27 protein-coding genes are annotated in these 26,503 nt (G+C 62.0%); 11 read left to right on the forward strand and 16 right to left on the reverse strand.

The window, feature by feature from the left end; all coding sequences use genetic code 11:
• Positions 1-107: 107 nt before the first annotated feature.
• The gene (locus B0G76_RS29575; protein ID WP_120295609.1) at positions 108-584 is read right to left on the reverse strand and encodes an OsmC family protein; all 477 of its coding nucleotides are present in this window, start codon (positions 582-584) and stop codon (positions 108-110) included.
• Positions 585-692: 108 nt separating this feature from the next.
• On the opposite strand from B0G76_RS29575, the gene B0G76_RS29580 reads away from it, so the two are divergent.
• Positions 693-1,334 carry a GntR family transcriptional regulator gene (locus tag B0G76_RS29580; RefSeq protein WP_120295610.1) on the forward strand — a complete coding sequence of 214 codons (642 nt, stop codon included), beginning with the start codon at positions 693-695 and terminating at the stop codon, positions 1,332-1,334.
• Here B0G76_RS29580 and B0G76_RS29585 read toward each other — a convergent pair whose 3' ends face one another.
• A complete protein-coding gene (locus B0G76_RS29585) occupies positions 1,335-1,691 on the reverse strand; it encodes a hypothetical protein (protein ID WP_120296908.1) in 357 nt (118 codons plus the stop codon).
• 285 nt (positions 1,692-1,976) lie between these two features.
• On the opposite strand from B0G76_RS29585, the gene B0G76_RS29590 reads away from it, so the two are divergent.
• The 4 genes from B0G76_RS29590 (at position 1,977) to B0G76_RS29605 (ending at position 6,552) form a co-directional block, all read left to right on the forward strand.
• Positions 1,977-2,684, forward strand: coding sequence for a glycine zipper 2TM domain-containing protein (locus B0G76_RS29590; protein WP_120295611.1), 708 nt, complete (start codon positions 1,977-1,979; stop codon positions 2,682-2,684).
• A 102-nt stretch (positions 2,685-2,786) separates the two neighbouring features.
• The gene (locus B0G76_RS29595; protein WP_120296909.1) at positions 2,787-4,793 is read left to right on the forward strand and encodes a bifunctional DedA family/phosphatase PAP2 family protein; all 2,007 of its coding nucleotides are present in this window, start codon (positions 2,787-2,789) and stop codon (positions 4,791-4,793) included.
• A 300-nt stretch (positions 4,794-5,093) separates the two neighbouring features.
• On the forward strand, positions 5,094-5,396 hold the full coding sequence (locus tag B0G76_RS29600) for a helix-turn-helix transcriptional regulator (RefSeq protein WP_120295612.1): 303 nt from the start codon (positions 5,094-5,096) through the stop codon (positions 5,394-5,396).
• Positions 5,397-5,490: 94 nt separating this feature from the next.
• Entirely contained in the window at positions 5,491-6,552 is a 1,062-nt protein-coding gene (locus B0G76_RS29605) for an alkene reductase (RefSeq protein WP_120295613.1), read from the forward strand.
• A gap of 182 nt (positions 6,553-6,734) precedes the next feature.
• Here B0G76_RS29605 and B0G76_RS29610 read toward each other — a convergent pair whose 3' ends face one another.
• Complete coding sequence (locus B0G76_RS29610) at positions 6,735-7,262, reverse strand: GNAT family N-acetyltransferase (protein WP_120295614.1); 528 nt, start codon at positions 7,260-7,262, stop codon at positions 6,735-6,737.
• Between the two features lie 135 nt (positions 7,263-7,397).
• Here B0G76_RS29610 and B0G76_RS29615 point away from each other — a divergent pair, with 135 nt between their 5' ends.
• Together B0G76_RS29615 and B0G76_RS29620 are read left to right on the forward strand one after the other, a co-directional pair.
• On the forward strand, positions 7,398-8,045 hold the full coding sequence (locus B0G76_RS29615; RefSeq protein ID WP_120295615.1) for a VTT domain-containing protein: 648 nt from the start codon (positions 7,398-7,400) through the stop codon (positions 8,043-8,045).
• 64 nt (positions 8,046-8,109) lie between these two features.
• Positions 8,110-8,721, forward strand: a complete 612-nt coding sequence (locus tag B0G76_RS29620; RefSeq protein ID WP_120295616.1) for a LysE family translocator — start codon at positions 8,110-8,112, stop codon at positions 8,719-8,721.
• Positions 8,722-8,748: 27 nt separating this feature from the next.
• On the opposite strand, the gene B0G76_RS29625 is transcribed toward B0G76_RS29620, so the two are convergent.
• The 11 genes from B0G76_RS29625 to B0G76_RS29675 form a co-directional block, all read right to left on the reverse strand.
• Positions 8,749-9,255 carry an SRPBCC family protein gene (locus tag B0G76_RS29625; RefSeq protein ID WP_120295617.1) on the reverse strand — a complete coding sequence of 169 codons (507 nt, stop codon included), beginning with the start codon at positions 9,253-9,255 and terminating at the stop codon, positions 8,749-8,751.
• On the reverse strand, positions 9,252-9,602 hold the full coding sequence (locus B0G76_RS29630; RefSeq protein ID WP_259460760.1) for a helix-turn-helix transcriptional regulator: 351 nt from the start codon (positions 9,600-9,602) through the stop codon (positions 9,252-9,254). Before B0G76_RS29630 ends, B0G76_RS29625 begins: the two co-directional genes overlap by 4 nt.
• 4 nt (positions 9,603-9,606) lie before the next feature.
• Positions 9,607-10,068: a VOC family protein gene (locus B0G76_RS29635; protein ID WP_120295619.1), complete on the reverse strand. Its 462-nt coding sequence runs from the start codon at positions 10,066-10,068 to the stop codon at positions 9,607-9,609.
• Positions 10,069-10,231: 163 nt separating this feature from the next.
• The gene (locus tag B0G76_RS29640) at positions 10,232-11,860 is read right to left on the reverse strand and encodes a 3-(methylthio)propionyl-CoA ligase (RefSeq protein WP_120295620.1); all 1,629 of its coding nucleotides are present in this window, start codon (positions 11,858-11,860) and stop codon (positions 10,232-10,234) included.
• A 25-nt stretch (positions 11,861-11,885) separates the two neighbouring features.
• Positions 11,886-12,236 (reverse strand): Rieske 2Fe-2S domain-containing protein, encoded by a 351-nt coding sequence (locus tag B0G76_RS29645; RefSeq protein ID WP_120295621.1) that lies wholly within the window; start codon positions 12,234-12,236, stop codon positions 11,886-11,888.
• Positions 12,236-12,961 carry a DsbA family oxidoreductase gene (locus tag B0G76_RS29650; RefSeq protein WP_259460761.1) on the reverse strand — a complete coding sequence of 242 codons (726 nt, stop codon included), beginning with the start codon at positions 12,959-12,961 and terminating at the stop codon, positions 12,236-12,238. Before B0G76_RS29650 ends, B0G76_RS29645 begins: the two co-directional genes overlap by 1 nt.
• Positions 12,948-13,508, reverse strand: a complete 561-nt coding sequence (locus B0G76_RS29655) for an alpha/beta hydrolase (protein ID WP_120295623.1) — start codon at positions 13,506-13,508, stop codon at positions 12,948-12,950. Before B0G76_RS29655 ends, B0G76_RS29650 begins: the two co-directional genes overlap by 14 nt.
• A gap of 18 nt (positions 13,509-13,526) precedes the next feature.
• Positions 13,527-14,375, reverse strand: coding sequence for a TauD/TfdA family dioxygenase (locus tag B0G76_RS29660; protein ID WP_120295624.1), 849 nt, complete (start codon positions 14,373-14,375; stop codon positions 13,527-13,529).
• Between the two features lie 10 nt (positions 14,376-14,385).
• A complete protein-coding gene (locus tag B0G76_RS29665; RefSeq protein WP_120295625.1) occupies positions 14,386-15,366 on the reverse strand; it encodes a quinone oxidoreductase in 981 nt (326 codons plus the stop codon).
• An 84-nt stretch (positions 15,367-15,450) separates the two neighbouring features.
• Positions 15,451-16,770 carry an MFS transporter gene (locus B0G76_RS29670; protein ID WP_120295626.1) on the reverse strand — a complete coding sequence of 440 codons (1,320 nt, stop codon included), beginning with the start codon at positions 16,768-16,770 and terminating at the stop codon, positions 15,451-15,453.
• Between the two features lie 153 nt (positions 16,771-16,923).
• A complete protein-coding gene (locus B0G76_RS29675) occupies positions 16,924-17,979 on the reverse strand; it encodes a 3-keto-5-aminohexanoate cleavage protein (protein ID WP_120295627.1) in 1,056 nt (351 codons plus the stop codon).
• Between the two features lie 231 nt (positions 17,980-18,210).
• Here B0G76_RS29675 and B0G76_RS29680 point away from each other — a divergent pair, with 231 nt between their 5' ends.
• The 4 genes from B0G76_RS29680 (at position 18,211) to B0G76_RS29695 (ending at position 22,193) form a co-directional block, all read left to right on the forward strand.
• Positions 18,211-19,212, forward strand: a complete 1,002-nt coding sequence (locus tag B0G76_RS29680) for an AraC family transcriptional regulator (protein WP_120295628.1) — start codon at positions 18,211-18,213, stop codon at positions 19,210-19,212.
• A 153-nt stretch (positions 19,213-19,365) separates the two neighbouring features.
• The gene (locus B0G76_RS29685; protein ID WP_120295629.1) at positions 19,366-19,614 is read left to right on the forward strand and encodes a hypothetical protein; all 249 of its coding nucleotides are present in this window, start codon (positions 19,366-19,368) and stop codon (positions 19,612-19,614) included.
• Between the two features lie 204 nt (positions 19,615-19,818).
• Entirely contained in the window at positions 19,819-20,316 is a 498-nt protein-coding gene (locus tag B0G76_RS29690) for a MaoC family dehydratase (protein ID WP_120295630.1), read from the forward strand.
• Between the two features lie 227 nt (positions 20,317-20,543).
• Positions 20,544-22,193: a PHA/PHB synthase family protein gene (locus tag B0G76_RS29695; protein ID WP_409076769.1), complete on the forward strand. Its 1,650-nt coding sequence runs from the start codon at positions 20,544-20,546 to the stop codon at positions 22,191-22,193.
• Positions 22,194-22,259: 66 nt separating this feature from the next.
• Here B0G76_RS29695 and B0G76_RS29700 read toward each other — a convergent pair whose 3' ends face one another.
• The gene (locus B0G76_RS29700; RefSeq protein ID WP_120295632.1) at positions 22,260-24,974 is read right to left on the reverse strand and encodes an EAL domain-containing protein; all 2,715 of its coding nucleotides are present in this window, start codon (positions 24,972-24,974) and stop codon (positions 22,260-22,262) included.
• A gap of 307 nt (positions 24,975-25,281) precedes the next feature.
• Complete coding sequence (locus B0G76_RS29705; RefSeq protein WP_120295633.1) at positions 25,282-26,406, reverse strand: porin; 1,125 nt, start codon at positions 26,404-26,406, stop codon at positions 25,282-25,284.
• Between the last annotated feature and the right edge of the window lie 97 nt (positions 26,407-26,503).

Here is a 26,503-nt window from a genome sequence, read left to right on the forward strand (position 1 = left end):
AACCGGCCGCCGCCCTCCACGTCCCCACGCCCCCCACGCTCTTCAATACATTAGCTAATCATTAGCACTGCGATCGCTACCAGATACCGGTAACGACCACACATCCATCACGCCCCATCCGCCGAGATAACCGGCTCGCACAGAATCGGAAAGTTAACCGAGTTCGCGATATAGCACTTCTCATGCGCAACGTGATGCAAACGCCCGGCCAGTTCAAGATCGCCGCCGGCCCGAATGACGACATGCGGGCGCAGAACGATCTGCGAAAAGCGGCCCTGCTCCGGACTATCGAGCATCGTGCCCTCGGCGTTGTCGAGATAGCTCAGCACAACGACACCCGCATCCGAGCAAAGATGCAGATACCAGAGCTTGTGGCAGGCGGACGCCGAGGCAACCAGCAGATCTTCCGGATTCCACCGGTTCGCGTCGCCGAAAAACGCCGCGTCTGACGATCCGGGAATATCGGGCTTGCTTCCCGCAGCGATGATGTGGTCCCGGCCGTATTCACGGTATCCCGAGGTGCCGCTGCCGCGGTTGCCAGTCCATTGCACCGATACCGCGTATTTGTGCTCGCCGTACGCCATGCCAATCTCCTTTGCTGTTGACCCGGAATTGAATTCGCAACGAACGCATTCTATATGCGCCCGGCAGTTTTGGTATACTATTATTCCAAACGACAAGGGCCGACGCATATGGAAGCAAAACTGGATTCGACGGCCGACGCCATCGCCGCCTCACTACGCGAGCTGATCGCGGCCGGCGAACTGGAGGACGGCGCACGGCTGGTCGAGCGCGAACTCGCCGATCGGTTCGGGGTGAGCCGCGTGCCGATGAGAGAGGCCATACAGAAGCTCGAAGGCGAAGGACTGGTGGAGCTCATGCGCAATCGCGGCGCCGTGGTGCGAACCTTGACGGAATCCGACCTGAACGAGATTTACGGCCTGCGCATGTTGCTCGAAGGAGACGCCATCTTCCACGCAGTCAAACGCATGGACAGCGAGACGTTATCGCGCGCCGAACTCGTTCATCGGCTTCTGGGAGACGCCGATACGGCGCAAAGACAGGGCGAACTGAATCGCGAATTTCATGAGCTGCTATACCGCCCGTGCGCCAACGGCCGGCAATTGAAAGCGATCCGCGAACTGCGCGCTCAGGTCGAGCGCTACGAACGATTGCAAGGTACGTTGCTCGCCGACACACCGGCCTTCCAGGACGAGCATCTCAGGATTCTCGAAGCATGCGAGGCCGGCAACGCACGCCTCGCGCGATCGATGACAGTGGAACACCTCACGTCGGCCAGGCGCATCGTTCTGCAACTGATTCAGGCTGAATGACTACTGCGGCCCGAACGCCTTGCCCGCCACGTTCGGCGCACGAGGATCCGGGTTCATATTCAGGCTGGTGCCGTTCGCGCGCATGTTGCTGAGCGCCGGACCTGACCCCATGCTGCCGGTTCCGCCGATCGCCGGGGTGCTGCCCATCGTCCCTATTCCAGGCGTTGGGCTAAGGCTTGCCGCGCCCGTGCCCACACTCATCCGCTGCCCCACGCCCGCACCGTTGCTCCCACCTGCCTGTAAACCGCCCAACCCGCCCAACCCATTGGCGCCGAGATTGGCCGACTGGGCATAAGCCACGCCCGTCAGCCCGATCATCAGCGCCGAGATCAACATACCCTTTGCCACGATTTTCATAGCCTGCTCCATGATGCTGCTGAATTTCCCGACCGAACGCCTCATACCATCGTAGCGATGTCGAGCAATAGGCGCTCATGAAGGAACCGGTCAAACAGTAAGACTGCTCGGCGACCACGTTTGTTCATCGCCGAGAAGATTCGCCTCGACGTATTTACCGACGAACTCCGAGCAGGCCAATCATTTCCGGCAAGTTGTACAAATGCTTACAAAGCAGCGCGCAACTGGCGTACACCGACCGCGCTGCTGCGGCGTTATTGCAGGCATCTACCCGCGGAGCCCGCAATGAACACCAACCTCACTTCCAGCAATCCGCAACGCAATCGCATCCATCCCCTCGTCGCCGGCGCGGCGGTAGCCGTCATTCTTGCGAGCGCCACCGGCATCGCGGCGATGACCGGCCTGCTGCCAACCTCGCACGCAGTGACCGAGCCCGCGCAACCTGTCGCGCCGATCACGGCTCAGGTCGCGAGCGCGCCAGTCGCCGCGCCCCAACCGGCCCCGGTTCAGCAAACGGCTCAGCAAGCCGTCCAGCAAGCCGCACCGGCACGTCCGCGTGTTCATCATACGCACAGCGCGCCTCCCACAGACACACCGAGGTACGCAAACAATCAGGGATATCAGGCGCCGTATGAATCCGCACCGGCGAGACCGGTCGCCGATCCTTATGCGGGCGAGGTCGTCGCCATCAATCCGGTCCAGGCGCCTGAGCCGACCACCGGGCTCGGCGCACTGGGTGGCGCGGTTGCGGGCGGACTCGTCGGCAATCAGATCGGCGGCGGACGCGGCAAGATTCTCACCACCATCGCGGGCGCTGTCGGCGGAGGCCTCGCCGGCAACGGCATCGAACACGCCGTGAGAAAGCAGACCACCTATCAGGTCCAGGTGCGCATGCAGGACGGCAGCTACCGCAACTTCAGCTACCCGACACAGCCGGACGTCCAGATCGGCCAGCGGGTTCACGTATCCGGCGATTCGCTGACGGCTTCGTGAGATCCCGCGCCAGCATTCCAGTGAATGCCGGTTGGCCACAATGTGAGGGAACGCCGTGCGCGTTATGATCAGCAGTTACGCCAGAACGGCCGATCGCGCACGATGGAGCACGCCTATATCCACCTTTTGCATCTGCTTGCCGGTCATCCGGCGTGGACGCTCACGGTCATCTTTCTTGCGGCCTTCCTGGAGGCCATCGCGGTCATCGGCACTTTCATTCCAGGCAGTACAGCCATGTTTCTCGCCGGTGCGCTGGCCGGCACGGGTTCACTGAGCCTCGGCTGGGTGTTCCTGTGGGCAATCGCCGGCGCCGTCGCCGGGGACGGCATGAGCTTCTGGATCGGCAAGCGCTACAAGAACCGAATCGTCCAGTTCTGGCCGTTCAGCAATCATCCGCAGATACTCGACGCAGGCCATCGCTTCTTTCAGAAGCATGGGGCCAAAGGCGTCGTGTTCGCCCGCTTCGTCGCACCATTGCGGGCCATCGTGCCGGTCGTAGCGGGCATGCTGGGCATGACGCCGGTGCGCTTCTACGCGATGAACGTGCTGTCGGCGTTGCTCTGGGCCCCCGCGCATATCCTGCCAGGCGTGGTATTCGGCGCCTCGGTGCTGCTCGCCGGCGCGGTGTCGTTCCGTCTCGTCGTCATCATCGCGTTGCTGGTCTGCATTGTCTGGCTGAGCTTTCGCGCGATGGGTTTCCTGCTCTCGCATGCCAGTGCGTGGTCGAGCGCGGCGGGCCACTATCTGGGAAGGTGGGCTTGCCGTCACCCGGGCCCGTTCGGCCGGCTCGCGCAGCGGCTGCTGGACCCGGAACATCCGGATGCCAGCAGCATCGTAGTGGCGTCGCTGATCGTGCTGGGATCGGGCGCGCTCTTCTTCGGCGTTCTCGAAGACGTCGTCAGCGGCGATCCGCTGGTCAGCGTCGATCTGTCCGTCTATCACTTCCTGCAATCGGTGCGCACGCCCTGGAGCGATACCGTGCTTGCAGGACTGGCGACGCTTGGCAGCGTCTTCACGCTGACGGCGCTGGTCATGACCGTGGTGGTGTGGATGCTGTTTGAACGACGTTGGCGCACCATCGGCTACTGGCTCGCCGCAGTTGTGTTTTCTCAATTGCTGATCTTCGCGCTGCAGTTCGCCATGCACCGCGCGCCGCCCAACGAACTCCTGTCCGACGCTTACGTGTTTCCGAGCAATCACGTCGCCGCGACCGTGATCGTCTACGGCTTCATGGCATTCCTGCTCGCGCGGCGGGTCGGCATGGTGGAGGGCCTGTTCGTGGCGACCGCGAGTACGGTGGTCGTGATCGTGGTCGCGCTCGCCGGACTTTACTTCGGCCGTTACTGGGTCTCGGACGCGATCGGCGGCGCCGCGCTCGCATACATCTGGGTTGCCATCGTCGCGCTGACGGCGATCTTGCGGCATCCGGAAGTGCCGCCCTCTCGCGGCTTCATGCCGGTCGTGATTCTGGCGGTAATGCTCCTGAGCGTGGGCGTGCAACTGAGCGTCAATTCACCGGCGCCGCCGCCGGACAACATGCTGCGCCCGCCGCCCGTGCTGGTCACGCAAGCGCAGTGGACCGTGTCGCTGTGGAAGCGGCTGCCCTGCTATCGCTCCGATATGGGCGGCGACCACAAGGAACCGCTCACGCTGCAATGGGTGTCGGACCTCGATTCGATCAAGGGGCAACTGCGCGCGCAGGGATGGGTCGAGGGCACGGACCTATCCGCACACAGCCTGCTTTCGCTTGCCTCGCCGAATGTCGCGGCGGTCGCGCTGCCGGTCTTGCCGAAGCTGAACAATGGCGTGCCTTCGTCGCTGGTCTTCATGCGCCCCGGCGACACGCGCGACGAACGCGACGTCCTGCGCTTCTGGCCGAGCGGCTATGCCGTGGCGAACGGTGCGTCGACCACCCCGCTGTGGGTCGGCGCATTCGCGCACGAACGGCTCTCCCGGGCGTCGTGGCCGATCAACATTTTGCGGGTCGACAAGGAAGTGTCGTCGTTCGATGCGCACGCAAAAACGAGCGCCGGACTCGGCGCGGCACTCGTGGGCACGGTGAGTTGTCATGGCGTGCCGGTATCGCTGCTGGCCTCTCCGGTGGAATGAGCGGCGGGTTGCGGGCGGTCTGCCTGGGCTTGCCTGGACGTGCGTGTTCGCTATCCCCATCCAGAAATCGCTCTGCACTCAATCACTTGGCGGTTTCGGCCAGGACTTGTCCACAAGGATATGAACATTTTCTGTGGATAACCCAAACTATCGACCCCATAGCCAGTAATGGCTTCGCTCATATCGTTAAATCCCGATATATAATTCGTCTTGTAGCGATGCAGATGCGTGGCCGCCAACCGGCGCCACACCGGCCCTGTTGTTAGTTAGCTGAAGGTGATGACCCAAAAGCCGCCCCACATGACGCTCGATATCGACGCGATTCACAAAGCGCTCGCCAACCCCGTACGCCGGGAGATTCTCGGTTGGCTGCGCGAGCCGTATGCGCATTTCTCCGACCAGGACCTGCCGCTCGATCAGGGCGTGTGTGCCGGCAAGATCGATGCGCGCTGCGGCCTGTCGCAGTCCACGGTGTCGGCACATCTCGCCGCCTTGCAGCGTGCGGGGCTCGTCACGTCGAAGCGGGTCGGTCAATGGGTGTTTTTCAAACGCAACGAGGCCGTCATTCAGGCGTTTCTCGAGCACATGAATACCGGGCTCTGAACGCATCGTCCGCATCGCCGCGCTTTTTTTCGCTTCTTTCATCATGCAGTTTTTTAAGGCTCGGGCCTCGCGCCCGCCACCAAGGTGAACCTATATGCCGACTCTTTTTGATCCGCTCCAGATTGGCGACATTACGTTGTCGAACCGCATCATCATGGCGCCGCTCACGCGTCAGCGCGCTGAAGAAATCCGCGTGCCGAACGCGCTGATGGCGAAGTACTACGCCGAACGCGCCACCGCCGGCCTGATCATCAGCGAGGCGACTTCCGTCACGCCGCAAGGTGTCGGTTACGCCGAAACGCCGGGCATCTGGTCGCAGGAACAGGTGGAAGGCTGGAAGATCGTCACGAACGCCGTGCACGCAGCGGGCGGCAAGATCTTCCTGCAGCTGTGGCACGTCGGCCGTATTTCGGACCCGCTGTTCCTGAACGGCGAACTGCCGGTTGCGCCGAGCGCGATCGCAGCGCAAGGCCACGTGAGCCTGGTGCGTCCGGAGCGTCCGTACGTCACGCCGCGCGCACTCGAACTCGACGAAATCGCCGGTGTGGTCGAAGCGTTCCGCAAGGGCGCCGAAAACGCGAAGGCAGCGGGTTTTGACGGCGTGGAAGTACACGGCGCGAACGGCTACCTGCTCGACCAGTTCCTGCAGGACAGCACCAACAAGCGTACCGACGCGTACGGCGGCCCGATCGAAAACCGCGCCCGCCTGCTGCTCGAAATCACTGACGCCTGTATCGACGTCTGGGGCGCGAACCGTGTCGGCGTGCACCTCGCACCGCGTCGCGACGCGCACGCCATGGGCGATTCGGATCCGGCAGCCACCTTCGGTTACGTGGCGCGCGAACTCGGCAAGCGCAAGATTGCGTTTATCGCCGCTCGCGAAGCGCTCGGCGACGACCGCCTCGGCCCGCAACTCAAGAAGGAATTCGGCGGCCCGTACATCGCGAACGAAAAGTTCACGAAGGAAACCGCACAGCACGTGCTCGACGCGGGTGAAGCGGACGCGGTGGCCTGGGGTCAACTGTTCATCGCGAATCCGGATCTGGTGCGTCGCTTCGAAACCAATGCGCCGTTGAACCAGCCGAATCCGGCCACGTACTACGCACGCGGCGAAACCGGCTACGTCGATTATCCGACGCTGGAAGCGGTCGAGTAAGCGATTGAAGTCAGCGGTTGAAGTCAGCTGAGAAATAAGCAGCGCAGCACGCTGCAAGACCACGCGGCGGGTGTGACCGGAACGATATCCGTCCACGCCCGCCGCGTTTTTTCATGCGTTGGCGGCTGCGTCCACCGCACACTGCCCGCTCGACAATCAATCCAGGCGCTTACACCCACGCGTCATGTCAGGTCACGCCGCATGAACACGCGCTTCGATTCGTCGAGACCGCGCGCGATATGCGCTTCGCGCCGCGCGATCAGCACCGCGTCGAGATCGGCCTCCGCGATATCGCGAAAGCCGAGCCGCCGATAATACGGCGCGTTCCACGGCACCTCGCGAAACGTCGACAAGGTAAGTTGCATAACCTGTTGCGCACGCGCGAGTTGCGCGACCTGCTCGATCAGCCTCGCGCCAAGGCGCTGGCCGGCATGCGAAGTCTGCACGTCGAGTTCCTGAATATAGAAATAGGCAGGTTGCGGCTCGAACATGACGAATCCCACACAAGTCTCATCGGCATCCACGGCGACGACGATTTCCTGCGCGTCGATCTTGCGCTCGACGATCGCCAGCTCCATCGGCGGTGCATCGGCGATACCGGTCATGCCGACGCTGACAAAACGCTGACCGGCCTCGAATTCGATCGTACGGATAGCGCTCGCATCGTGCGGTGCGGCAAGGCGGAACGTGATGTTTGAAGTGTGGTGCATACGCGTTTCGTCAATTTTATTAGGTACGAATCTGGAAGACCCGCCTCGATATTGACATCGCCGCGGTGAAATTAACAAGTGCCCGCGCCGCCACGGGACTAAACTCCTGAACACTTCAATCTCTTTCGAACCAAGATGGATCTCATGCATGTGCTGCAGGTCGCCCTGCACTTCGACCAGCACCTGAGCAGTTTGATCGTGCAATACGGCACCGCCGTCTACGCGATGCTGTTTCTCGTGGTGTTCGTCGAGATCGGCTTTCTGCCGTTATTCTTTCTACCCGGCGATCCGCTGATTTTCATTTGTGGCGGTCTCGCCGCCACCGGCGCGCTGAACGTGTGGCTTGTGATCCCCGTACTGTTCGCCGCCACCGTGGCCGGCAGCATCGTCGACTATGCGATCGGCCGCGCGATCGGCGAAAAGGTCTATACCGCGGACTACCGCTGGCTCGACAAGAATGCACTGCGTAAAGCGCATGCGTTTTACGAAGCACGCGGCGGCCTGACCTTTCTACTGTCGCCGTTCATTGCCGTCGTGCGCACGTTCGCGCCGTTCGTCGCGGGCGTTTCGCGCATGACGTTTGCACGCTTCGTGTCGTTCGTCACGGCCGGCGCGGCGCTATGGATCGTGTCGCTGGTGGCGGCCGGCTATCTGTTCGGCAACGTGCCGCTGGTGCGCGATCATATGAGTTCGATCGTGCTGCTCGGTGTCTCGCTCGGTGTAGGATCGCTGCTGGTGAGCGCCGTGTGGCGCTTCGTCAACCGAAGGTTGCGTGCCCATTGACCCGAAGGTTGCGCGCTCACTGAGCCGAAGGTTGCGTGCTCATTGAATATCGCGGAGAAACGTTATGTCGCTGTCTGCTTTGCTCGTTTTCGCGCTGGCGCTGATCATCGCCGCTGGCACGCCGGGCCCCAGCATCGCCGCGCTGGTCGCGCGCGTGCTGACCAACGGCTTTCGCGACGTATTGCCGTTTCTCGCCGCCATGTGGCTCGGCGAAGCGTTGTGGCTCTCTTGCGCAGTGGCCGGCCTCGCGGTGATCGCACGCAGCTTCGGCATGGTGTTCATCGCGCTGAAATTCGTCGGCGTCGCCTATCTGCTGTTTCTTGCATGGAAGATGTGGCGCGCACCGGCCGACGTACAGGGCAGCGACTTGCCGAGCGGCCAGTCGCCGTGGCGCATGTTTGTCGCCGGCATGCTGGTGACGCTCGGCAACCCGAAGATCATGATGTTCTACCTCGCGTTGCTGCCGACCATCATCGATCTGTCGCGCATCGGCACCGTTGCATGGTTCGAACTGACGCTCACCATGCTGATCGTGCTGATGGCCGTCGATTTCGGCTGGGCGCTGCTCGCCACCCGTGCGCGCAAACTGCTGACCACCCGCCGCGCGGTCAGGCTCACCAACCGCGCCAGTGCCACGGTCATGGCCGGTGTCGCCGCGGCTATCGCCACACGTTGACGGAAAGCTGAACGGCGCGTCAGGCGCTCAGCCTGGCGGCGCCGCGGTTTGTACTTCAGCACGCAGAGACGCCAGCAAAGCCTGCCACCATTCACCGTGCCGCAGCAGAAAGACACGCTCGGGGAAATGATGACGCGCCACGTGATCCTGCGGCACCGTATCCCAGCCGCGATGCTCGACCGTTACGCGCGTTTCGTCGCCCACTGCTTCGAAACACACGTCGACATGCGTGTGCTGCGCATCGGTGAAACTGGCCTGATGCCACCCGAATGCCAGACGCTCACCCGGCTCCCAGACCGTGACGAGGCCGATCTCGAAGACGCTGCCGTCCGCCTGCGTTTCGATGAGGCGTCCAGATTCCCCCGGCACGAGGGAATCCGCGGTCCGCTCGAACGACAGCACGCCCGCGCCTCGCGGCGTGAACTGAAATAGCCCGTTCGGCCGCCACCATGCGCCGATCTCGCGCGTGAACACATCGAATGCGCGCAGCGGCGTTGCCGCCACCCGTAGCGACACCTGCACGCGCGAACTCATTCCTGCTGCTCCAGATGCGCCTTGAACGACAGCAGTTGCTCGGACCACAACGTTTCGGTCCGTTCGAGCCATGCCTTGAGTTCGCTCATCGGCGCCGATCGCAGCACGTAGAGACGCACGCGCGCATCGACGCCGTCGTGCGATTCCTCGATCAGCTCGCTCGAGCGCAGCACCCGCAGATGCCGGCTCATCGCCTGCGGTGAAAGGCCGGTGGCTTGCGCGAGTTCGCCCGCGCGCATGGGTTGCTGGCTGAGCAGATCGACCACCTGACGCCGGTTGGGATCGGCTAGCGCGGCCAGCGTGCGGTCGAGCGAGACGCTGGCGGGCAGCGCCATTGGCTTACCCATCGATTCACACCCATCCTTCGATTTTCAGGCCGCTCACACGCTCGGCCTCCTCGCGCGACACCTCGCGAACCGTCTGGCCAAAGCTCCAGACGTGCCCTTCCGGATCGCGCGCCGCATAGACACGGTCGCCATAAAACTGATCCGCCGGTTCGCGCGTAATCACGGCGCCCGCGGCGCGCGCGCGGGCGCAATGTTCGTCGATCCCCTCGCGCAGTTGCACGTGCACCGATTGCGTATTCTTGCCGCCGATCGAAGCCGGGCTCGCCGCGTCTTCCGACCATTCGCGGCAAATCATCACGTAGCTGTCGCCAAATCGCATTTCCGAGTGCCCCAACTGGCCGTCGCTATCCGTGACCACCATCTGGCGCTCGAAGCCGAACGCTTTCTCGAGCCAGTCGAGCGCGGCAAACGGGTCCTTGTAGTACACCGACGCACCCAGCGAAGGGCGATGAAACGCTTCGTTCATGACTGCCTCATTTTATAAACCTTCCGGTTGATATTTAACACTATAGTTAAATATCAACCGGAAAAGCAAGGCGAAAACGATAGGGTTTTTGTTCCTTCGCCAGCATCGTTCAGGGAATCGCCAGCCCGGCAGCGAATCGAGAACGAATGGCAGTTCGCCGCCGTCAGGCCCTCAGGTAGTAGTCGCCGAACTGATCCCTCAACTGGTTCTTGAGCACCTTGCCGGTTGCGCCGAGCGGAATGGCGTCGATGAATACAACGGCATCGGGTTTCCACCACTTCGCCACCCGGCCGTCAAAGAACTCAAACAGTTCGTCGCTTTCAAGCACGGCTTCCGGCTTCTTCACGACCAGCAGCAACGGGCGCTCGTCCCATTTCGGATGTTTTGCGGCAATGCAGACTGCGCTCGCCACCGCCGGGTGCAGGCACGCCACGTTCTCGATGTCGATCGAACTGATCCATTCGCCGCCGGACTTGATGACGTCCTTGCTGCGGTCGGTGATCTGCATGAAGCCGTCGGGGTCGATCTTCGCCACGTCACCGGTCGGAAACCAGCCATCGGAAAGCGGCGACGCCTCTTCGCCACCGAAATATCCGGACGCCACCCACGGCCCGCGCACCTGCAGATCGCCGGCCACCTGGCCGTCCCATGACAACGCCTTGCCGTCCGGGCCCACGATTCTCATGTCGATGCCGAACACGGCGCGGCCCTGCTTCGCCTGCACGGCATATCGCTGCTGCATCGGCAACGACAGGTGATGCCCTTTGAAACTGCAAACGGTGCCGACCGGGCTCAGTTCCGTCATCCCCCATGCGTGCAGGACGTCGACGTGATAACGCTCCTGGAATTCCGTGGTCATGGCAGTCGGACATGGCGCACCGCCCACGATGGTGCGGCGCATGGACGTAAACGTCGTCCCGCGCTCGGCTACATGTCGAAGCAATCCCTGCCAGACGGTCGGCACACCGGCGGAGAGCGTGACCTGCTCCGCCTCGATCAGTTCGTAGAGCGATTTCCCATCGAGCGCGGGACCCGGGAACACCAGCTTGGCGCCGACCATGCACGCGATATAAGGCAGGCCCCACGCGTTCACATGGAACATGGGGACGACCGGCAGGATCACATCGCGCGCCGAGCAGTTCAGTGAGTCCGGCAATGCCGCTGCATAGGTGTGCAGAATCGTTGAACGATGGCTGTACAGCACCCCTTTCGGATTGCCGGTGGTGCCGGACGTGTAGCACAACGACGACGCCTCGTTCTCGTCGAGAAGCGGCCACGCGAAGTCGTCGTTATGACCGTCGATGAGGTCTTCGTAGCACAACAGCATGATCGGCAGATCGTGCTTTGCCGGCATGTTGGCCCGATCGGTCATCGCGACGAATACCTTCGGACTCTTGATACGCGAGGCAACGGCCTCGATCAGCGGAAGGAAGGTCAGGTCGAAGAAGATGGCGCGATCATCGGCATGATCGATGATGTACGCGAGCTGATCGACATGCAGCCGGGGGTTGAGCGTATGCAGCACGGCACCGGAACCCGACACCGCAAAGTACAGCTCCATATGGCGGTAGCCGTTCCATGCCAGCGTACCGACGCGCTCACCTTGGCCGGTCCCGAGGCCCGCGAGGGTGTTGGCCAGCTTTCGGGCGCGCTGCGCAAGATCGCGATAGCGATAGCGGTGAATGTCGCCTTCGACCTGTCGCGATACGATTTCCTGCTCGCCGTGATGCCGCTCGGCGTGGGTAAGGAGCGACGCGACCAGCAGCGGTTGCTGCATCATCAATCCATGCATGGGTACCTTCCTGATTGTTCCAGATTCAGCTTAGCTGCGTGTGACACGGACCCGCCGTGGCGTCGTCGACGGTGAGTTCGAGCGTGCCGGCGACGTTGCGGACGGGACACGTCGCGAGGCTCAAACCGCCTCCATCTTGTCCCGGCATGCAACCGGTGCTGACGTCAAAACGAAGGCCATGCGCGGGGCAGCGCAGCAGGCGCCCTTCGAGCTGGCCACTCGCAATCGATGCGCCATTGTGAGGACAGGCGTTTTCGACGGCGTAGAGCCCACCGTCGATGTTGAAGACCACAATGCTGCGGCCGTCGACGAAGACCAGCTTGCGTTGCCCCGGCGCGAGTTCATCGGCCGACCCGGCCGGGATCTGGCGCGGCATTATCGGTTCTCCTGAGCGTCGATAGAACGCAACATGGCATCCACGATCGCGCCGGGCGAGTACGCTCCAGACAGCGACAGTGCCGAATTGACCACAAAATGCGGCACGCCCCTGACGTCGTCAGCCTGCGGCGAACGCGGCAATGCCACGTCGCCGTCTTCCCGCGACGTCATGAGATGTTCAGCAAGGCCCGCGGCGTCAAGACCGCACGCGAGGCCGATTCGCTCAAGCGCGTCCGGGTTGCCGATGTCTTCGCCGTCCATGAAATAGCCTGTGAACAGCCGGTCGATCAGCAACGCGGATTTGCATGCCGGGCCTGGGCTGGTGGCTGCGGCCCAGGCAAGGAGTGTGTGCGCTGCCCGTGTGTTGGGCATCACCTCGATCCTGTCGAATGCCAGCTCGATGCCCGCCGCGCGGGCGGCCTCCTGAACCTGTGCGCGCCGTGCGGCGACCGCGTGTGGACTCCCCAGACGCGCCACATAGAACGCCTGATAAGGGACACCCCCCACCGGCGTATCGGGCAGCAACTGATGCGAGTGCCATCGCACCTTGACGCCGACGTCCGGACGCAAGCTGGCGAGGCGACTAACGGCCGCATCGAGATTGCGCTTGCCAATCAGACACCACGGGCAGATAAAGTCGAAGTGGACATCGACCGTTACTAAGGTGTTCTGATTGACCACCGCGCCCTGCTCCGTTGTCCCGTCCATGTCAGAGAAGCTCACGAATCAGGGTCTCCGCCTGCGGCCACTCGCCATAACCGGCCGCGGGATTCAGATGCCCAACTTCGCCGAGGTCGACGAGACGGCTGCCCCAGTCCGCCGCCATGCCGGTGGCGCGATCAAACGCCGCGAGCGGGTCGTTGCGGCTCGCGCCGAGAATGCTTGGGAACGGCAGCGGTTTGCGCGGACACGGCAGCCACCCGTTTTCCTTGAGTACCTCGAGCGCCGGATAACCGGCGGGCATCGGTACTTCCAGGTCCGCCGGCGTGGCCAGCAGTGCGCCCTGGATCGAGCGGTTGTGGTGCTGCGCCCAGTGCACGGTAATCATCACGCCGGCGCTGTGAGCGACCAGTACGATCGGGCCATCGATCTTCGCGATGGCCTCATCAAGCGCCGCGACGCGCGCCGCACAGCTGAGCTTGTCGTGCTCGAGCGGCGGCACCGAAGCCGTTTTGGGAAGGCGAGCCTGCAGCAGGGTCTGCCAGTGCTCGGCCACATGGTCACGCAGGCCGGGCACGATTAGCACGGTAGGCGCTGGTTTGAAAGTCACGACGCTGATTCCTTCCGGTTAATACGGTTTGTCGCCAACAATGCCGGCCCGCTCCATCTTGCGATGGCACGGCGCGTAATCCATCACCGCGTAGTGCTGCGTACTGCGGTTATCCCAGATCGCGATGCTGTTCGGCTTCCAGCGCCAGCGCACCTGGTACTCCGGAATGTAGGCCTGGCTGATGAGGTAACGGAGCAGATCGGACGCGCCCGGATTGGCGTCCTGGCCGAAGCGCACGCGCGCCGGCGTGTGGTAGTTCGAGAAGTGCGTCGTGAACGCATTGACGAACAGCACTTTCTCGCTCGTCTCGGGGTGCGTGCGCACGACCGGATGCTCCGCATCGGGATATTGGGCTTTCAACGCATGCCGCTTCTCGATCGGCATCGCCGCACCGAAACTCGCCTCGATGCTGTGGCGGGCGCGCAGGTCGGCGATCTGCTCCTTCACGTGCACGGGCAGGTTCTCATACGCGAGCACCATGTTCGCCCACATCGTGTCGCCGCCGACCGGCGGACATTCGACGCATCGCAGCACGGCGCCGAACGGAGGCGCTTCACGCCAGGTGGCATCCGAATGCCACGAATTTTCGTAGCGGTCATTGGGTCGGTCCGGCGACTTGTAAATACGCACGAGTCCTGGATGCTCAGGATCGCTACCCGCGACCGGGTGATCTTCCAGTTCGCCGAAGCGGCGCGCGAAAGCAACATGCTCGGCGCAGGTAATGTCCTGATCGCGCAGGAACAGCACCCGATGCTTGAGCAGGTTCGCGCGGATTTCGGCAAAAAGGCCATCGTCGTGGATCGCGTCAGCGAGCTTGACGTCCACCACTTCGGCGCCAATGGCGTTGGTAAGTTGTTCGACACGCATGGCGCTCTCCTTAGATGACGAAGACCGACGAGCCGGTCGTCTTGCGCGTTTCGAGATCACGATGCGCTTGCCCGGCATCTTCGAGCGCATAGCGCTGATTGATCTCGATCTTGATGCGGCCAGCCGCGACGTGGCCGAACAGTTCGCCGGCCAGGTCCGCTTTTTCAGCGGGGTCGGCGATATAGTCGGCGAGCGCGGGACGGGTCAGATACGGCGATCCTTTCATGGCCAGGATCTGCGGATTGAAGGCCGGGATCGGCCCCGATGCCGTGCCGACGCAGACAATCAGGCCGCGGCGCTTGACCGAATCCAGCGTGGCTTCGAAGGTATCCTTGCCGACGCTGTCGAACACCACATTGACCCCGGCGCCGTCGGTCAGATCGCGCACGCGCCTCGCGACGTCTTCATGGCTGTAGTTGATGGTGTGGTCGCAGCCGTGCGCGCGGGCGACTTCCGCCTTCGCGTCGCTCGACACGGTGCCGATCACTGTGAGCCCGAGCAGCTTGGCCCATTGCGATACGATCAGCCCGACGCCGCCCGCGGCAGCATGCAGCAGTATCGTGTTGCCGGGTTTGAAGTCGTAGATGCGCAGCATCAGGTACGACGAGGTCAGCCCGCGCATGGTCATGGCTGCGGCCGTCTCGCAGGCGATGCCCGCGGGCAGCTTGATCAGCGGTGCGGCCGGACAAAGGCGCTCCGTGCTGTAAGCGCCGAGCGTGTTGATAAAACCCGTGTAGGTGACACGATCACCCACCGCGATGTTCGTCACGCCCTCGCCCACTGCTTCGACCACACCGGCCGCCTCGACGCCCATGCCGGCAGGCAGCGGAACCGGATACAGTCCCGAGCGGAAATAGGTGTCCGCGAAATTCAGGCCGACTGCCTCATGGCGCAGGCGAACCTGACCCGGGCCCGGATCGCCTACTTCAACGTCCTCGTAACGCAGGACTTCGGGGCCACCGGTTTCATGAAAGCGGACTGCTTTCGCCATGATTCGTTCTCCAGGTTGTTTCTCGAATTACAGTAAAGGAATGCGCCTGCCGGAAGACGCGGCAGGCGCGAGCAAGCAGGCCGCTCAGAGCGTGGCCTGCTCACGCAGTGCATTCACGTGATCAAGGTCGCGCTTATAGCTGCGACGACCGATGGCGAATGCGACCGCCGCGAACAAGGGTGCAAGTGGCACCAGTTGCAAGGCGCCGAGCAGGCCGATCCGGTCCGCGACGATGCCCGTGAGGATAGCCGCGGGTGCCAGCCCCAGCATGTTGTTGGCCAGTGTCAGGGTGGCGAATGCCGACGCGTGGATCGACGGCGGCGTCAGGTTCGCCACCATGGCGCCCGAGGGCCCCGTTGCGCCGGCACAGAAGAACATGCCGCAACCGATCAGAACGAGCTGCAACGGGCCGGCGGGCAGTTGAAAAGCGACGCCGAGCAGGACGCAGCACAACAGGCAGTACACGATCGCGGTCAGCCACTTTCTTTGTACGACCTTCCTGTTGAGACGGTCGGAGAGGCTTCCGCACGCAATCATGCCAAGGCCGGTCACGAGCACGAACACCGCGCCATGCACGGCCGCTTTACCGGGCGCCATGCCGTAATAGCGATTCAGGAAACTTGGCATCCAGGACCACACGGCCGCCGGGACCAGCAGATGCATACCGCTGCCCACGTAAGCGCACACGACGGACTTCGTGGAAAACAGGCCCTTCATCAGCGCGCGGAAACTCATGCGCACGCCAAAATTACTCTTCTGCCCTGCAATCACCGGTTGGAGCGCCGCCAGTTTTTTCTCCGTGACAACACAACGGTAAATCACCACGAGCGCGATACCGACGCAGGCCATTGCACCAAACGACCAGCGCCATCCAAGATGGCTCGCGACCGCGCCGCCCAGCGCCATGCCCATCACGGAGCCAAACGCCCCACCTGCCATGAAGGTGGCGGTGAGCGTGGCGCGCAGGCGCGCTGGAAAAATGCTCAGGACGAGCGCGATGCCCACACTGCCGTAAGCCGCCTCGCCGATACCGACGCAAGCACGCGCGATCAGCATCTCGCCGTAGCTCGTCGAGATGGCACAGCCGAGCGTCGCGAGACTCCACAGCGCCGCCATCAGCACGATGCTCTTTACGCGGCCCCAGCGATCCGCGAGGACCGAAAGCGGAAAGGTCAGCAGGCCAACCATCAGCGCCACCACGCTGCTGAGCGAGCCGAGCTTCGTGTCGGAGAGGTCCCACGCAGACTTGATAAACGGAAAGACCGCGTTCAACACCTGGCGCGACATATAGTCGGACAACAGCAGCCCGACCGTGAGCGCGCAGACCACCCACGCGTAGGCGGGTATGTCCGATTGCGTCGCCGAAACATCGCCCGTGGTGGGCTCAGCATGCTGTAAAAGCATTTCGTCTCCTTCTCGTGTGGCGCTTCCTGCTCCCTTTTTCCGTAACGGATAAAAGGGGCCGATATGTGTGCCGGTCCCCGAAGCAAGCCGGGGCGTCTCCTCCTTCAACCGCCATCGGCACGAGATGTCATGCCGATGGCGGGTACCGCCCTGTTACGCCGCGCGCAGCGGCAGGTTCTTCACGCCTGCCTTGCGATTCGGTGTCATGCCGTTGGCCGCGAGTGTTTCGTCGATCGTCTCGTACTGCACACCGATCTTGTAGATCTCGCGCGCTTCCTTGCCGCTCGCAATCTCGCGGCCCAGTTCGCGCGCCACGCGCACGCACTGTTCGATCTGCTGCACCGAGCTCATGCGATTGCCATGCTGGTCGATGATCGTATCCTCGATACCGCAGCGCGGGTGCAGACCCATGGACATCGCCATCATGTTGAACGGCAGGACGTTTTTCAGCAACGACTCGGCCGTGACCGTACCGCCGTCCGGCGCACGGTGGACGAAGTTGAAGAAGTTGAACGGGTTCGGACCGTCGAAGCCACCGCCGATGCCGATCCACGTCAGGTTCAACGGCCCCTTGTAGACGCCCTTGCGCACCAGACGATCGAGCGTTTCGAGCGCATGAATACCGGTGAGCTGGAAGTGCGGCTGGATACCCGAGACCTGCAGGCGGCGCAGGTGCTCCTCGACCCAGGCCGGACCCGCGGGCACCGTCATTTCGCTATAGGCCGCCATGAGCGCGGGATTGGCCAGCGAGGTACCTTCCAGGTACGCCGGATAGAGCAACTCCATGATGTTCATCTGCGTGGTGTTGATCGCGACCGTCACCTGATCGGGCTTCGGGTCGAGATCGGCCAGCATGTGACGCGTGTCGTCGGACAGCCACTTCGCGGCCTGGCCGTCGTCTTCCGGCGCAAACGAAATCGAGCCGCCCACCTGGATGATCATGTCCGGCACGGCCGCGCGCACGCCGGCGATCAGTTCATTGAACTTCGACAGGCGCTTTGAGCCCTTGCCGTCCAGTTCGCGCACGTGCAGGTGCAGCACGGTCGCGCCGGCGTTGTAGCAGTCGACGGCCTTCTGGATCTGCTCTTCCATCGTCACCGGAATATCTTCGGGAAAGTCTTCCGGCGCCCATTCCGGGCCGTACGGCGCGACGGTGATGACTACCTTGTCCTGATTCTCCGGGTGCAGCGAGTCGTCGAGAAATTGCATCGTTTCCTCCAGAAATAATTGGATGTTTTACCGCCGCGTCAGGCACATATCGGTGCGACGGGGGATGAGTCAGTGAGGCGAAGATACGGCAATCCGCTAATACGGATTTCGTTTTCGGTGACATTGTTTTATGATTTGACGACACTGAGCGTTAACACTGATGCAGCGACTAATGCAGCGACCGATCGCACCCGAAGGGGTTTTACACGCGAGAAAACGAAAGGAGACAGGATGCAAAGCATGGTGAGATCGTCAACGTTGCGCGGGTATTTCGACGTTGCGAGAGGCCTGGGCCTCAACCCGTACGAGCTCGTGCAGGAAGTCGGTCTCGACGCTGTGACGCTGGCGAACCCCGATGAGCGGATCCCGGCGGACGGCGCCTGCCGCCTGCTCGAAGTGACGGCGGAGAAGGCGTCGTGTGCGACGCTCGGGTTGCAGATCGCGCAGACCCGCCAGCAGTTCGGCAGTGGCGTCGTCAACGTTCTGCTCGCCCACAAGCGCACGCTCCGCGAGGTGCTGCTGGCCGCCGCGCAGTACCGCTATCTGCTCAACGAAGCGCTGGGTGTCTACGTCGAAACGACCGGCGACACGGTAACGATCCGCGAAGAGATCGTCGCCGAACCGGGCACCCGGACCGTCCAGGCGATCGAACTGGCAGTCGGCGTGCTGTCGCGCCATTCCAGCGCGCTCCTCGGCGCCCACTGGAAACCGCACAGTGTTCACTTCACCCATTCCGCGCCGTCCGACCTCACCTTCCATCGCCGCTTCTTCGGCTGCCCGGTGGCATTCGAAAGCGACTTCAACGGATTCGTTTGTGCGGCGGCGGACCTCGACTATCCGAATCCGAACGCGGACCCCGTACTGGTCCGTTATGCGGAAAGCCTCGCCAATCCGCTAAACGAAACAGTGGCGGATTCCATTGCGCTGGAGGTGCGCAAGACGATTTACCTGCTCTTGCCCCTCAGTCAGGCTTCCATCGAACTGGTGGCGCGGCAACTGAATCTGACGGTGCGCACGCTGCAGCGCCAGCTTGATTCAGCCAGTTCCAGTTTCTCGGGCATCGTTGAAGAAGTGCGGCGTGATCTTGCCGTGCGCTATCTGCTCAACCCACGCTATCCGATCGGGCGGGTCGCCGCCCTGTTGGGCTACACCAACCAGGGAGCATTTACGGTCTGGTTCCAGAAGCGTTTTGGACTGACACCCCGCGACTGGCGCAGCCGCCACCGAAAGTGAAAATGCGCAGGGTCGCCATTGCGGCCCGAATCGACACCCGTTGCGCGAGTTGAAGCGCGCGGCGCGATCCGAGCATGCTCCCCCTCCCATACGGAGGGGGGCGACCGGAAACGGCCCGCCCCAGACTTCACTCAAGCGATAAGGGAGAGCGCCATGCAAAACGATGTGAGTTCTTTGCGCAGGTTGATCGACAAGTGGCTTGGCCACTGTTGCGACGGGACTGTCCAGGTGATCGGGTTCAGCCGCACATCGTCGAATCGGCGCCGCTACATACGCGTCGGCGTAGGCCATAGCGATAGTTTCCTGGCTATTACTTTCTTCCGGCATGGCGACGGTTCGTGGAACGTGTATCCACCGAGGCGGGAAGCACCCATGATGGGCACGTCCAGTTTCGCGGCATGACCGCATCGGGCCTGACAAGTTTGCGCATCGCGCGATTCGTCTCATTCGCAAGCCGTGGCCGACTTTGTCAATAGATGGGCCGATTCAGGTAGTCGATCAACGTCGAATTGAGACTACGATCGTTTCAACGGTTATCGCGGCGGCAGCGCTTCGGGAACATACAGGGTCAGTCCATCCATGCGGTAATAACGAGTTGAGCGACAGATGAACGAAATCGGCGGTTACGACATTGAAGATCTGGAAGCCGGCATGAGCGCCACTTTTGCGAAAACCATGACGGAGTCGGACATCCTGTTCTTCGCGGCCGCATCGGGCGATAACAACGCAGTCCATATTAACGAGGAATTCGCGCGCACTACCCCGTTCAAAGGGCGCATTGCGCATGGAATGCTGAGCGCAAGTGTGATTTCCGCGACCCTCGCCAGTCGGCTCCCGGGCCCCGGCACCGTCTACCTCGGACAGAACCTGCGTTTCAAGGCACCGGTCCGGCCTGGCGATACGGTGCATGCAACAGTCGCCGTGAAAGAACTGCAGCCGGAAAAGTGCCGCGTCGTGATGTCGACAGTCTGTACGGTTGAAGGAAACGTGGTGATCGACGGCGAAGCGGTCGTCATGGTCACGTCCCGTGCGCGGCGTCTGGCTGAACGCGCGGCCAGCGCCGAACCATCCGCAAACGTGAGTCAGTCAATCGAGGCGGTGTGACCATGCCGTTAAACGTACCCGCTGAATATGTCCAGGGATTCATCAAGTCCGGGCAGCAGTTCTGGCACGCCCTGGCCGGTCTGGAGGCGAATGGCGATCCGCAGGACGATACGCACACTGGCGCGGCGCCCCCGGAAGCACTAGCCGCTCCCGTGGCACTGCTCGAGGCGCACTCCGCGTACTGGCCACAGTTGGCGTCGGTTTGGACGCGAACGCTGGCCAGCACAATGGGCGCGGAAACCGAGCCCGTGATTGCCCCGAAGCGAGGCGACCGCCGCTTTCTCGCCGAAGACTGGCACAAGAATACCTGGTACAGCCTGCTCAAGCAGAGCTACCTGCTCAATGCGCGGCTGCTTGAAGATGTCGTCGACGCGGTTGTTCTAGACGAAAATGACAAACGGAAACTCGAATTCTTCACGCGGCAGTTCATCGATGCTCTAAGCCCAGCCAATTTCGCCGCGACCAATCCCGAGGCGCTCAAGCTCGCGTTCGAATCCAGCGGCGACAGCTTGCGTGACGGCTTCGCGAATCTGCTTGCCGATCTGCAGCGCGGCACCATTTCGATCACGGACGAGACCGCTTACGAGGTCGGGCACAACGTGGCGGCGTCCCAGGGCGCGGTCGTGTTCGAGAACGATCTGTTCCAGTTGATCCAGTATGCCCCGCTCACCGACAAGGTCGCCAAACGCCCGCTGGTGATCGTGCCGCCTTGTATCAACAAGTACTACATTCTCGATCTGCAACCTGAAAATTCCTTTGTGCGTTTTGCCTGCGAACAGGGGATGACGGTGTTCATGGTGTCGTGGCGCAACCCCGATGCCGCCATGGCGCACACGACCTGGGACGACTACGTCGAACAGGGTGCGTTGACGGCCCTCAACGTTGCGCAGGCGATCACTCGCGCCGACCGGGTCAACGCGGTGGGCTGGTGCGTGGGCGGCACCATTCTGTCATCGGCCACGGCGATCTCCCGGGCACGCGGCGACGACACGGTGGCCAGCCTCACGTTGCTCACCACGATGCTGGACTTCGAAGAACCTGGCGAGCTGGGCTTCTTCATCGACGAAGCGGGCGTCGCACAGCGCGAGGGTGCCATCGGCCGGGGCGGAATCTACTCCGGCAAGGAACTTGGGTTCACGTTCCAGATGTTGCGGGCAAACGATCTGATCTGGCCTTACGTCATCGATAACTACCTGAAAGGCAAGTCGCCGCCGGCATTCGATCTGCTGTACTGGAACGCCGACAGCACGAATCTGCCGGGCCCCATGTACACCTGGTATTTGCGCAACATGTACCTGGAGAACAACTTGTGCAAACCGGGGCGGTTGACCGTGTGCGGCACGCCAGTCGACCTGGGACGCATCGACACCCCGACCTACGTGCTGGCAACCGAAGACGATCACATCGTGCCGTGGCGATCGGCTTATCGATCCACACAACTGGTGAAGGGGGTTAAGGGGGTTGATGGGGTTGATGGGGTTGATGGGGTTGATGGGGTTGATGGGGTTGATGGGGTTGATGGGGTTGATGGGGTTGATGGGGTTGATGGGGTTGATGGGGTTGATGGGGTTGATGGGGTTGATGGGGTTGAGGGCCCGGCTCAGTTCGTTCTCGGCGCGAGCGGCCACATAGCGGGGGTCGTCAATCCCGCGTCGAAGAACAAGCGAAGTTTCAGGGTCGGTGGCGATTCGACCGGCGATCCGGATGCGTGGCTGGCGACGGCCGAAACACGGCCGGGCAGTTGGTGGCCCCATTGGATCGAGTGGCTGAAACCGTACGCGGGCGAATCGGTCAAGGCGCGCACGAAGCTGGGAAGCGCCCGTCATCAGCCGGTCGAACCGGCGCCCGGGCGCTATGTGAAAGTTCGCACGACATAGTTTCCGCTCTGGTTTCCACTCTGAGCAGAGCGGCCCCGGCCGGACACGATCCGTTCGCCGGGGCTGTCACTCCCGGCCTGTCGCCAGACTCAGGGAGCCACGAGATTCGGGCGGTCTCGCCGGCGGCGACACGCAAACGGTGTGCTCGCGGATAAACGCCGCAACCTGATCCTCCGGCATCGGGCTCGCGATCAGGTAGCCCTGCACTTCGTCGCATTCCAACTGCCGCAGGCACGCGAGCGTTGCTTCGTCTTCGACGCCTTCCGCTGTCGTGCGAAGGTTAAGTGCGCGAGCCATCTGGATGATGGCACGTACGATCGACTCGTCATTGGCGTTCCGACAAACGTCGCGCACGAACGCCCGGTCGATCTTCAGCTTGTCGACATCGAACCGCTTGAGATAGGCCAGACTCGAATAGCCTGTGCCAAAATCGTCGACGGACACCGTCACGCCAAGCTGCTTCAGACGCTGCACGGTAGCCAGCGCCTGTTCGGTGTTTCGAATCAGGACCGACTCCGTCAGTTCCAGTTCCAGATAGCCAGGATTGAAACCCGATTCGGTCAGAGCGCGCAGGATTGTCTCCACGATGTCGCCCTGCGTGAATTGCACCGCCGACAGGTTCAACGCAATGCAGACATCCGGAATTCCGGCGTCTTGCCACGCCCGCCCCTGCCGGCAACATTCGCGCGCAACCCATTCGCCAATCGGCACGATAAGACCGCTTTGCTCGGCGATCTGGATAAACTCTCCGGGCAGCAGCAAGCCTTGCTCCGGATGCCGCCAGCGTAGCAATGCTTCGACACCCCGTACGGCACCGCTGCGAAGATCGATTTGCGGCTGATAGTGCAATTCGAATTCACCCTTCTCCAGCGCTTTACGCAATCCGGCCTCGATGCGCAAACAGGCCGTCGCTTCCCGGCCAAGTTCATCGTCGAAGAAGCGGCATGCGTTGCGGCCATCGCCTTTCGCACGCGACATGGCCGCGTCGGCTTTGCGCAAAAGCGTTTCGAAGTCCTCACCATCTTCGGGATACAGGGCCACGCCCATCGTCGCGGACGTGTACACCTCCTCGCCGCCGATTTCCATGACGGCGGATACGCTGGACTGAATATCGCCCAGGACCGCCTGAATTTGCGCCAGCCCTTCAAGGCCCGACAGAAACAGGAGAAACTCATCGCCCCCCTGGCGGCTCACGGTGTCGGCGTCGCGTATGCAGTCTTTCAGGCGGCAGGCCACGACTTTTAGCACCGCGTCACCCGTAGCGTGTCCGAGTGACTCGTTGATCGCCGTGAAGTTGTTCAGGTCCAGCATGATGACCACCTGCCTTGGTCCTTTGGCGCGTTCGAACCGGTCGCGCAACAGCGACCAGTTCGGCAGGCCCGTCAACGCATCCCGCGAGGCAAGGTACTCCGCCCTGGCTTCCGCTTCCTTGCGCCGCGTGATGTCCATCGCCATCGTCAGGTAGCCGGTGATCGCACCGCTCGCGTCGCGCAAGGGCGCCTGCGTCGCGCTGATATTGACGGGATGCCCGTCCCGGTGCGAACGAACAACCTCCCGGTCTACCAGGGTTTCGCCCGCGAGCGCCTCATGACGGAGATGCTCGATCTCTGTTGCCATGCCGGGAAGCAGGTCCGGCAGCGTTTTCCCCACGAGTTCATCCGCGGGCCATCCCAACAATTTCTCCGTCGCCTCATTCACCGACGTCACGACGCCTGCGGAGTCGCGCGTCACGATGGCAATGGGCGACTCATCGATAATGGTCTGGTTAAACCGGCGCTCGGCGTCCCGGGTCCGATAGGCGGCCTGCTCGGCATTCATGGCGTCGAGCTGCTTACCCCAGGCCCGATAGGTCAGATACCACAATAGCCAGGTCAGCAAGGTAAATAGCACAACGGAGCAAACAATCAGGCGACGCTCGGCGACCCACGGCGCGAGATAGGCCTCGAGCCCGACTCCCACCAGAACGCACAACGGCTGCGTTTCCATACAGCGATATCCATACGAGCGCATCACGCCGTCTTGCGGCGCGACATTGACGAATTTTCCCGCCAGCCGGGAAAATCGCCGCGCAATAAACATGGGAGCATCAGGGCGAACGACGAGTGATTCCCCCGGTGTAACAATCCCATTGGGGTACCGGGCAATGAAAGTCATGCTCCTGTCATTAAAGATGCTGAAGGAATCGGTGGGTCCGTTGGAAAGCGCCGCAAAGCGTTCGTTTAGTGAACTGACCGGCAGCACGAGCGTCACGATGCCGGCAAACTTGCCTTGCGGCGTACGGATGGCGCGAGCAAAAACGATGTCCCATGACTTGTTGATGCGGCCAAAAACAGGACGGCCGAATGCCATACCGACGTCGGGATGGTCACGTAATTGCTGAAAGTAATCTCTGTCGGCAATGAGAACGCCGGACTTCCCGCCGGAACCGAAGATAAGCTCGCCGCTTGCGTTCGCCACGCGCATTCCCGACATGGATGGGAGCACGAAGAGGTGTTGACTCAAAACCGGTTCGACGAGCTCGGCGCGCAGCGCCCCGAATGTTCGCTGGCGCTCGAATTCGGTGACCACGGCGGCAAGCGTACGGTCGATACTCTCAAGCCGGCTGGCAAAGTCCGAATAAAGCAACTGCGCCATGTTGTCGGCCTGGACTGAGGCCTTCTCCTCGTACTGCTTGCGACTTCCCTCCAACCAGCTCCACGCTGCGACCCAGATAATCAGGTCGATAAGAAGCAGCCCAAGGAGTAGCAATGCGCCGCCACGGTTGATGCGGTTGAAAGTCATTACCCATCCCCAGCCATTTTTTTCGTGCAAGCCTGAACTGCTTCACAGCAGGTGGGTGAAACTACCTGCTGAGACGTGCGAAAGACCCGCGCGCTATGACTAGCGAAGCGGGTCCATTTCTGTAAAGTCAGGCGAGAACAGCGGCTGACCTTACTTCATTTCGATGGTTTCTTCATACCATGCTCTCGCCCGAGCCTCAAGCTCGTATATTTACGCATTCAGGGCCGCCGCCATTCATCGGGCATACTGAATCTGGCCCGGATTGACGCGCGGCTGTCCCGCACAAAGCACAGCCGGCATGCTCCGCTCAGAAGCTATGACGCAGGCCGATCATGGCCGCCGTTGTTGTCACGCCGGGTGCCACCGGCTGACCGTAGACGATCGTCTGATTCATTGTTCCCCTGTTATTGACGTGTCCGACCTGTGCGTAAGCCATGGTTCTGACGGAGAGCTTGTATTCGGCCCCGAGTGCAATTTCGGTCGAACGATTGGCCGAATTGTTCTTGTCTTTCAGGTAGTAAAGTCCCGAGGTCACCTGCAACGCCGGGGAGAAGCGATAACCCAATCCCGCGGAATAGAGATCGATATTGACCTGATTGGAATGCGCGGGATTCTTGCCGTTGCTGTAAGACGCCGACACCGAGAAGCCATGGGTCGTATAAAGCGCGCCGAGATAAACGAACCGGTTATTGTCGAGTCCGGTCAATGGCGCGCCGGGAGCCGGATTCGTATCGTGCCCGTTGTAATACACAGCGGAGAGGCTCAGACCGTAGTTCGAGTACTTGAGTACCGCCGACTCGCGCGTGCCCCCCTGAAACTGGCCCGCTACGTCACCGGGCGCGTATTCCAGTCCGACCGAAGCGCCGCCGAACGATGGCGACTGGTACACCAGCGCGTTGCTGTCATACAGTGCGCCGATTGGGGCGTTGGTGCTGGTGCCCGGCCAACCGGCAGCCTGGTTCATGCCCAGCCACGCGGTCAGAATACTGCCGAAGTATTGGGAGGACCGTACATCCGTCTCGGCCATGGCATAGATCATCGGGACAATTTGCCGGCCCGCATTGAACGTGCCGAACGGTCCCGATACGCCGATCGTCGCAAACTGATTGAACTGAGCCGCAGCGCCGGGTGTATCGCTCAGGCCGGATTTGCCGGTGCTACTGTCGAACGAACCCTGGAGCTTGAAATTGACATGGTAGCCACCGCCAATGTCTTCGCTCCCCTTGATGCCCCACAGGCTCGAATAGATGCCGCCGTCCTTCAGCCGGTACACCTTTCCCGTATTCGGCGCCTTCGGATTAAACGACGCGGCCGAGCTGCTCTGGTACAAGAAACCCGAATCGACGATACCGTAAAGCGTCACCGAGGATTGCGCATGAGCGGCGCTCGCGAATGCAATGAGCGCTGCCGCTCCAATCAGTTTCACCTGCATTTTGTCTCCTGATAGTTTTGTTTCGACTGCGGCCAGGAATTCGCGGCATAGTGGCGCGTCGTGCAGGTAAGAATACGTAAAGCAGCGCGTTCAGACC

It is taken from the genome of Paraburkholderia sp. BL23I1N1 (assembly GCF_003610295.1).
In the GTDB taxonomy this organism is placed as follows: domain Bacteria; phylum Pseudomonadota; class Gammaproteobacteria; order Burkholderiales; family Burkholderiaceae; genus Paraburkholderia.